The organism is uncultured Maritalea sp. (assembly GCF_937139385.1).
GTDB classification, from domain to species: Bacteria; Pseudomonadota; Alphaproteobacteria; order Rhizobiales; family Devosiaceae; genus Maritalea; species Maritalea porphyrae_A.
In genome coordinates this window covers 1-8,983 of the sequence record NZ_CAKZPW010000172.1, presented here as the reverse complement: position 1 = coordinate 8,983, position 8,983 = coordinate 1, and the positions used below count along the sequence as shown (strand labels likewise).

6 protein-coding genes and 3 pseudogenes are annotated in these 8,983 nt (G+C 46.0%); 6 read left to right on the top strand and 3 right to left on the bottom strand.

What is annotated here, in order from left to right:
• The coding region (locus Q0231_RS07485) for a LysR family transcriptional regulator (RefSeq protein WP_299346810.1) at positions 1-730 on the bottom strand (730 nt) is incomplete at its 3' end.
• A 134-nt stretch (positions 731-864) separates the two neighbouring features.
• On the opposite strand from Q0231_RS07485, the gene Q0231_RS07480 reads away from it, so the two are divergent.
• Genes Q0231_RS07480 through Q0231_RS07470 form a run of 3 tightly spaced genes read left to right on the top strand, consistent with a single transcriptional unit; the run spans position 865 to position 3,484 of the window.
• Positions 865-1,695: a transporter substrate-binding domain-containing protein gene (locus Q0231_RS07480; RefSeq protein ID WP_269392413.1), complete on the top strand. Its 831-nt coding sequence runs from the start codon at positions 865-867 to the stop codon at positions 1,693-1,695.
• Positions 1,696-1,707: 12 nt separating this feature from the next.
• Positions 1,708-2,679 carry an amino acid ABC transporter permease gene (locus Q0231_RS07475; RefSeq protein WP_269392412.1) on the top strand — a complete coding sequence of 324 codons (972 nt, stop codon included), beginning with the start codon at positions 1,708-1,710 and terminating at the stop codon, positions 2,677-2,679.
• A gap of 16 nt (positions 2,680-2,695) precedes the next feature.
• Positions 2,696-3,484, top strand: a complete 789-nt coding sequence (locus Q0231_RS07470) for a gamma-glutamyl-gamma-aminobutyrate hydrolase family protein (RefSeq protein ID WP_331283663.1) — start codon at positions 2,696-2,698, stop codon at positions 3,482-3,484.
• A gap of 156 nt (positions 3,485-3,640) precedes the next feature.
• Here the strand turns inward: Q0231_RS07470 and Q0231_RS07465 are convergent, their stop codons facing one another.
• Entirely contained in the window at positions 3,641-4,507 is an 867-nt protein-coding gene (locus Q0231_RS07465) for a LysR substrate-binding domain-containing protein (RefSeq protein ID WP_269392410.1), read from the bottom strand.
• Between the two features lie 165 nt (positions 4,508-4,672).
• Here Q0231_RS07465 and Q0231_RS07460 point away from each other — a divergent pair.
• Positions 4,673-5,473, top strand: a pseudogene (locus tag Q0231_RS07460) (CaiB/BaiF CoA transferase family protein); the annotation flags it as partial.
• 30 nt (positions 5,474-5,503) lie between these two features.
• On the opposite strand, the pseudogene Q0231_RS07455 reads toward Q0231_RS07460, so the two are convergent.
• A pseudogene (locus tag Q0231_RS07455) lies at positions 5,504-6,334 on the bottom strand (glycoside hydrolase family 15 protein); the annotation flags it as partial.
• A gap of 103 nt (positions 6,335-6,437) precedes the next feature.
• Between Q0231_RS07455 and pyk the strand changes: the two are divergent.
• Together pyk and Q0231_RS07445 are read left to right on the top strand one after the other, a co-directional pair.
• On the top strand, positions 6,438-8,261 hold the full coding sequence (gene pyk, locus Q0231_RS07450; protein ID WP_299346806.1) for a pyruvate kinase: 1,824 nt from the start codon (positions 6,438-6,440) through the stop codon (positions 8,259-8,261).
• 191 nt (positions 8,262-8,452) lie between these two features.
• Positions 8,453-8,983 (top strand): annotated as a pseudogene (locus Q0231_RS07445) (5'-methylthioadenosine/S-adenosylhomocysteine nucleosidase); the annotation flags it as partial.

Below are 8,983 nucleotides of genomic sequence, written 5' to 3'. Positions count from 1 at the left end.
GTTCAAACTTCTTTTTATGGTTCATTTCTATTTGTTCTTTTCTTGCATCAGACTCTAAAGTTGAAAGGGGTGTGTCTTTGCCTAACCAATAAAAAGTACCATCTTCATCGATGATTTTGGCATGCCCAAGAATACTTGTTGGGTCAGTTTTGAAGTCGCCAGTTTGTTGTTTGAGTTCATCCAAATATTGCGGCGAGCATACGATGCGCATGGTTTCGTTGGGAAGTGGGATCACCATGTTTGGTTCGGTCAACGACATCGTTTGGGCCGGCTTGGTGAGCAGCCTGATGGCGATGTCTATTTGATCCTCGGAAAAATCAACAAATCGATTTGCAACATTTACCCTAATGGGTGTTTGCGGATACATGCGACGAAACTGCTCGATCCGTGGCACCAAAAAAATCGAAGCAAATGAAGAAGATGTGCTGATGGAAAGTGGTTTTTGCGCGCCTTTTTCATTCAGTCTTTGCGAGAGTTTATCTATGCTTTCATTGATTGCATAAACATCATGCAACAGGTCTTGTGCAAATTCGGTTTGCACCAATGATCGGCCTTGCGTGCGGAACAATTTAGTTTCCCATCTCTCCTCTAACCGTTTGATATGGTAGGACACTGTCGGCTGAGAGACGTTCAGTTCTTCCGCTGCAGCTGACACAGATTTGTGCCTTGAAACGGCGCTTAAAGCGCGAAGTTCTGTGAGGGTTGGAACAAAGCGTTTGGGTGTTTTCATAAACAATCTATAGAGATTTTCTATGAATTGTGTCAAGCAAATCGATTTTGAGATTCTTAGCGAGCGCCCCATGGTTGCTCCTGGTGTTTCTTGCTCCTTTTTTTTGGGGGGGGAAGCGAATAAGGGAGAAGACAATGAAATTAAAAGAAGCTCTTTTGGGCACAGCCGCAGCGGTTATGGTGTTGGGCGCGAGCGCGTCAGCATTTGCGGGCGAAGTTCTGGATAAAATTATGGCTGACAAAATGCTGATTGTTGGCACCAACTCAGATTACCGACCAAATTCCTTTTTGGGCGATGATAACCAGTTGCAAGGCTTTGACATTTCGGTTGCCAAAGAAGTTGCCAAGCGGATGAGTGTGGAAGTCAAATTCATCACGCCGGGCTGGGAAGTGATGACAGCCGGCAATTGGTCTGGTCGGTGGCACATGGTGATTGGTTCCATGACACCAACAAAGAGTCGCGCTGAAATTCTCGATTTTCCAGCGATTTACTATTTTTCGCCAGCTGTTGTTGCTGTGCACAAAAACTCTTCGGCGACAAAACCATCAGATTTAGATGGCAAAGTCATGGGTGTTGTTGGGTCTTCGACCTACCATGCCTATCTGGAACATCGTCTTGAGATGGATGTGGTTGGCGCACCTGAGTTCACCTATGATATTTCACCCAGCGAAGTGAAGCTCTATTCGGATATCAATGAGTTTGATGATCTATCCGTTGGCGATGGGGTGCGCATGGATGGCCTAATTCAATCACTTTCAGTTGTTGCACAGGCGGTAGAACGCGGGATGCCAGTCAAGCAAATTGGTGATCCGGTGTTTTACGAACCGCTTGGCATTGCAACCGACAAGGGTGATGCGGAACTGAATGCAAAGATCGCAGAAGTTGTTGAGCAAATGCGGGACGATGGAACTTTGGCTGCACTTTCAGTCAAATGGCATGGCGTAGATTTGGTCACAGTTAAGTAGGCAAAGCCCAATATGGTCACTTTAACAAATGGTTTGAGACGGGGTGCGCCCCGTCTCAAGGCAGCTTTTATATTCGCGATTGTTCCAATGGTGTTTGCCTTATCGCTTGGCTTGAACCGCAGTGGTTTTGGTCAGCTATTTTTGGTGGCCATGAACGAACAGGCGTTGGCCGGTTGGTGGGGAAGTGCTTCTGTCTCACTGGTCATTTATGTCCTAGCCGTTGGCAGTTTCCTTTTACTTTTGGCACTACCTAGCCTGGTTCAGCAGTTTGCAACTTGGATATTGCTAGCTGCATTCGCAATGGGGGCGTTCTACTCATTTGATTTGAGTTATGCATTCATTGGAAAGAAGTTACCCTTTTTGCTGTCTCAAGGGTTGGTGACCACAATCTACGTTTCGGCTCTTTCCATATCGCTGGCATTTGTGTTGGCCCTGTTGGGCGCAACGGCCAAAATGTCTGGTATTGGCATTTTGCAAGGGGTTGGTGGCTTCTATACTTCATATTTCCGTGGCGTGCCGCTTCTGGTGCAGCTTTTCTTGATCTATCTCGGCCTGCCACAAATCGGCATTGTGGTGGAACCAATTCCTGCAGCCATTGCAGCTCTAGGTTTGGTTTATGGGGCCTACATGACGGAAATTTTCCGCTCTGGCATTCAATCGATCTCGCTGGGTCAATGGGAAGCCGCGGACGCTCTAGGGTTGAGCCGGTTGCGCACTTTCCAAAAGGTAATCATGCCACAAGCAATGCGATTTATCGTGCCGCCTACCGGCAACCAGTTCATCGCAATGCTTAAAGATTCATCGTTGGTATCTGTTGTCGGGGTTTGGGACATAATGTTCATAGCCCGCACCCAAGGGCGCGCAGATTTTAGAATACTTGAAATGCTGATCACCGTTTCTGTTGTCTATTGGCTGTTATCGATGGTCTTGGAATATGTGCAGCACAAAATTGAGATTTATTATTCGCGATCATTGAAGCGATAAAGTTCACCCATTTTGGATGCAAGAGCAGATGAAAAACACTCGAAATCGGTTGCCTTTGATAGCCGTAATGGCAAATTCTGGCTTTGAAGCAGGCCTGCCAACCCAAACGGTTGATGATAAATACTGCAGAGCCGTAAGTGAAGCGGTGGGCGCCAATTGCATTGTAGTGCCGACAAGCGCTAGCGCAGATGCGTTAGAAGACTTGGTGCAAATTGTAGATGGAATCTTACTGACTGGCGACACAACAAATGTGGAGCCACACCACTATGGTGGTGTGGGCAACCTGCAATCTCACGGACCATTCGATCCTCAGCGAGACCGTTCAGTTTTGCAGTTGATTAAACTGGCGCACAAAAAAGATGTGCCCATGCTGGGTATTTGCCGGGGTATGCAAGAAATGAACGTCGCTTTAGGTGGAACGTTGCGAAATGATCTGTATGGCAACCTGTCGTTTGCTGACCATTGCGTTCGACCACAAGATGGGCCACCAGAAACGCGATACGCGCCGTCCCATATTGTTGAATTGGTCCAAGATGGTCGTTTACGTGAACATCTGGGATTAGTCCGCGCGGAAGTGAATTCGCTCCATAAGCAAGCCGTCGACATTTTAGCAGATAGTTTGCGCTCCGAAGCAATATCCCAAGATGGATTAGTTGAGGCATTCTGCGATCCAGACCGAAATTTCTTTTATGGAGTGCAATGGCATGCAGAGTTTTCTGCACTCAGCGATCAAGTCTCTCAGGCGCTGTTCGCGATGTTTAGCCAAAGCGTGCACGTCTATTCTGGGAAACTCATCCCCCTTTAAAGGGAGAATGACAGAGCAGACGCGCAGAAGGGAATAAGAATTAAAGGCCTTGATTGGCATATTCTTTGCCATTCCACACGTAGGCGCTCTGCTGTAAACGGATTTCTGTGATTTGCCAAAACAGTTCCAAATACGGTGAAGTTTGACTTGATCGGATCAAGCAACAAGGGCCACCAGTTCAGCATACAAAGCATCAACAAGTTTTGCCCTTGGGTTGTTGATGCGGTCTACCATGATAAGTTCGCGGTATATCTGCGGCTCGCCTAATGGAACGATCTTCAAATCGTCCGAATACTCTGGTGAACAGACCCTTTTAGGCGCAATCGAAATGCCAATGCCGTTGCGCACCAACGACTCGATGGCCTCCAATGTGTCCACTTCCAGCACCGACTGAACATGAATTTTTTGTTCTATCAAATGCCTTTCAATCTGTTGACCCGCCCAAGTTCGGCGATTGAACCAGATGAATGGATGTGAGCTAAGAAGTTCTCTAGCTGTTTCTTCTTTGGCGCTGGCAGGTGCAATAATGTTTAGTGGCTCTTCGCAAATGCTCTGCGCGCGCAAGCCCTCCATAACTTGGCCCGGTTCGGTGACAATTGCGACGTCAATATCGCGATTGCGAACTTGCTGTGCCAATTCTTGTGAAAGGTCCGCTTTTAAGCGGATTTGGAGCCTTGGGTGGCTTTGGCGTAAGGCCGCCAGCCCTGGGGGGACCAGATTTATCAGCGACGAAGGCACTACCCCGATTGAAAGCCTGCCGATCAGCGTCTCTTCGCTCGCTAATGCTTTGATTTCATCGGATATTTCAAGCATGCGCTTTGCGTGCTCGACCATTGCAATTCCTTTATCCGTAAGCACGGGTGGGCGGCGAGAGCGATCAACAAGTGTGATTTGAAGCTCGTCTTCTAATGACTTCACATGAACACTAACTGCGGAGTGGCTTAATCCCAGTGCTTCACCTGCCGCAAAGAACGATGGATACTGCGATATCGCCACCATCGTCCGCAAAAACCGTATGTTCATGGTATTTCCTTATGTTACGAAACAGAACACTATTCTGAATATTTAATCGCTTTTGTTTAGCTTATTTAATATTTATGGTCGCTGCAACAAGGAATTTTCTGGGTGATATTGATCCTCCAGAGAGGTGGGGATGTCACGATGAGCGTTGGCGATCAGAAGCAAAAAATGGTGCAGGGTCCGCTCGCAGGTGTGCGCGTTCTTGACCTTAGCCGAATTCTTGCGGGGCCCACTTGCACACAGTTATTGGGTGATCTTGGTGCTGACATAATAAAAGTTGAGCGCCCGGGAGTTGGTGACGACACGCGGACGTGGGGGCCTCCATTTGTTCAAAACTGTGATGGGTCGCAGAGTAGCGAAAGTGCCTATTATCTTTCGGCAAATCGCAATAAGCGTTCAATAGCGCTTGATATATCAAATCCCGATGATGCTGAAACTGTGCGCCAGCTGGCTGAAACATGTGATCTTTTCGTGGAGAATTTCAAAGTCGGCGGACTGGCGAAATACGGACTTGATTTCGCAACGCTTTCAGCACGCTGCCCTCAGCTCATATATTGCTCAATTTCTGGTTTTGGACAGACTGGCCCAAATGCCCATCGTCCTGGATATGACCTGCTAGCGCAAGGGTTCGGCGGAATAATGAGCCTTACCGGCGAGCCTGAAGGTGAGCCCATGAAGGTTGCTGTTGGCATATCCGACGTTATGACCGGCATGTACGCGGCGACCAGTTTGCTGGCCGCTCTGCACCACCGCGAAAAAACCGGCGAGGGTCAGCATATTGACCTTGGGCTAGCAGATGTTCAAACCGCGTGGTTGGTCAATGAAGGCACCAATTATTTACTTTCGGGCAAGACCCCGGTGCGGCGCGGCAATCAGCACCCCAATATTGTGCCCTATAACGTGTTTGAAACCTTGGACGGTCATGTGATTTTGGCTGTGGGCAATGATGCGCAATTCCGCCGTTGTTGTGGGTTCCTGGGTGTTGAGGGGTTGGCCGATACGGTGGAGGATGTCTACGGTCATCGAGCCGTCGCGAATCCAGCAAAAGCGGTAATCCCAGTTGCGCTCCTCACCGATCGTCTCGGGGAGCGAGGTGGTGGCTGCTGCCAAGACAGCGCCCGTTTTATCGTAGCTCAACAATTTTAAAGTAATCGCACTGCGACCAATTTGGGCATTGTACTTTTTATAGGTGGGGGTTTTACTGCTCCAATTCAACCAATATACTTTTGTACGTTCCAACTCAGTGTACACCTTTCGAACCGTAGGCTTGAAGATTTTTTCATTGTATCCTAACAGAAAATAACCATCAGCGGTCAATTCGATTTCGCGGCCTTGTATAACGGCATTTTTATTGAAAGAAGTATAGAGAAAAAAAGTGTCAAATTTTTCTCCTTTGGTCAAACTGACTACAAAGTTCTTTTTGACATAGGTATTAGTCTTTCCTTTGGCATATTCAAGCTTCGGGTCATATTTTACCTTAAATTTTGGTTTGCCTGAAAGATGCTTGAAAAACCGTATTACTTCTGGCGGAGCATTATAACCGCCGCCCTCTTTTCGGTAACGTGGCATAAAATCGCGTATTTCAAACTCGTCCTCACCGTTTGAATAATGGGTAATCAAAACCGCTGTATGCTTTTTGTAGCGCTGTTTTATGGTATAACTCTCATCAACTATGACGTCGAAACTGCCGCCAATTTTCTCATCCAAGAGTTTTGCAAAGACAGAAGAAGAATCGAATTCTGGCAAACAGCACCATTCTAAGTTTCCTGTTTTCGATATTAAGGCCGCACTTCGGCAATTTCCTATTATTCCGTAGTCTAAATTATCCATTCCGTAAAAAAGTTGATTCGTTTGGTCAAACAATTGAAATTGCGCCGCACTTTGCCGAATTTTAAAGAGAATTCTATTAAAACACGTCAAAAAGATTCAAAATATGGGCAAAACTATCATAATCTCAAATAGACTACCCGTTCAATTACAAATTAGCAACGGAAGCATCACTGCAGTTCCCAGTGTTGGAGGTTTGGCCACGGGAATGAAATCTGTGCATTCGGGAGGTGATAGTCTTTGGATTGGTTGGAGTGGATTGACCGATGAGGAAATTCCGAAGGAATTGGAAGCCGACATTGACAAAGCACTAGCAGAGCACGGTTCATCAAAAGTTACTTTAACTGAGGCAGAAGTAGAGGGGTTTTATTTCGGATTTAGCAATCGAACGGTATGGCCGCTTTTCCATTATTTCATGGAGTATGCAGAATTTGAATTGGACAGTTGGAATACCTACAAATCGGTAAACCAAAAATTCGCCGATGCCATTTTAGAAAAAGCCGATGATGATGATGTGATTTGGATACATGATTATCAATTGATGCTTGTACCGCAAATGGTAAGAGAAAAACGACCGAATATTTCCATTGGGTTCTTTTTGCATATACCCTTCCCTTCGTTTGAAATTTTCAGAACGATGCCTTGGCGTAAAGAAGTGCTAGAAGGCCTTTTGGGGTCAGACCTTATCGGATTCCACATCTACGATTACGAACGGCACTTTTTGAGTTCGGTACGTCGACTTTTGAACTTGGAGGTTAGTTTCAATGATATCTACTTGGATAATAGAGTGATAAAAGTCGACTCTTTTCCCATGGGTATTGATTATAAAAAATTACCGCAAGATGTTATGCCTGGCGATATTTTATTACTCGATGATGGCCGCGTACAACTACGTGTATTATCAACCAAAGGGCAATCAGTGTTTACTGAAGTCACCGTAGGTGGTCCATTATCAAATAACAAAGGCATTAACCGTCAAGGCGGTGGACTTTCTGCCGACGCGCTTACCGACAAAGACAAAGAGGATATTAAAACAGCGGCAAAAATCGGTGTTGATTACCTCGCGGTGTCGTTCCCTAGAAGTGGTGCAGACCTAAATTATGCAAGAGAACTTGCCGAAGCAGCAGGTTGTTATGCCAAAATTTGTGCAAAGGTTGAACGTGCAGAAACCGTAGCTTCTGACGAAGCTATGGATGACATTATCTCTGCATCAGATGCCGTTATGGTAGCGCGTGGTGATTTAGGCGTTGAAATTGGTGATGCCGAACTTGTTGGTGTACAAAAGAAGTTAATCGCCCGTTCTCGCCAGCTTAACAAAGTGGTAATTACCGCAACGCAAATGATGGAGTCGATGATTGACAGCCCAATGCCAACGCGTGCAGAGGTGATGGACGTTGCAAACGCTGTTTTAGACGGCACCGACGCGGTTATGCTTTCAGCTGAAACAGCGGCAGGTAACTTTCCTATCGAGACGGTGGCAGCAATGGCCCGCGTTTGCGAAGGCGCAGAAACCCATCCGAGTGTTAAAATTTCTAAGCACCGTATGGACCAGCAATTCTCGTCAACGAGCGAGTCAATTGCACTATCTGCGGTATATGCGGCAAATCACCTTCCAAGCGTTAAAGCAATTGTGGGCTTAACTGAAAGTGGTACTACGCCAACGTTAATGTCACGCATCACAACGTCACTGCCAATTATTGCGATGTCTCGTCACGAGTCTACGCTTAACACGATGGCGTTGTGTCGCGGTGTTAAGCCAGTTTACTTTGACTCGTCTAACAGCGAGCCGGGTAGATTAAAGTATGATGTTATTGCCTCACTAAAAGAAAAAGGTTTAGTAAAAAGTGGCGACAGCATTATTCTGACTTACGGCGATGAAATGGAAAAAGTGGGCGCGACAAATACGCTGAAAATTGTAGAAGTTGAGTAGCAATAATATTTATATGAAAGCGAAGCAGATGCTTCGCTTTTTTTTGCCCGAAATTTAAATAGTAATATCAAACCAAACACATAATAAAAAAGTGGTGTGAAAGTTATTGGAACAATTAACTTCACCTAATATGCCAAACGTTTCTTCGTTATAAATTTCTCAGGACAAGAACGATAAAAACAAGGATAAGTATGTACTACATCCATAAACACAATATCTTTAGGTTAGTCATAATAGCCTTTCTTACCGTTATTGGTCATTGTGCATGGGCTACATCCCCTACCACGCATAATATGAAAAGCGTTGAAGTTAGCTCACCAAATGCTCCGTTACAGCCAATAATGATTCAAGGCCCTATGCCCATAGAGGCTCAATATTTTACTGCACTCTTGAGCAATGTAACCATCGAATATGCAGGTAATGCTGTGTTCTACAAAGGTACACTAGACGGCTACCCCATTGTTGTTGCCAAAACTGGTAAAGGTTTAGAGAACACTGCGGCAGCGACAGCTATTGGTATAGAGCGATACCACCCTCGCCTCATTATCAATCAGGGAACATCTGGTGGGCATGACCCATCTTTAAAAGTCGGAGACATCGTTTTGGGCGAGCGTAGTGTAAACGCCTCAAACTTTAAAACGCCAAAGCTAGCACAAGGAGAAGGCAGTAATCCTCTCAATTGGATCCCCATGGATATTATGGCGTCTGAAGGGAGTGCAGGA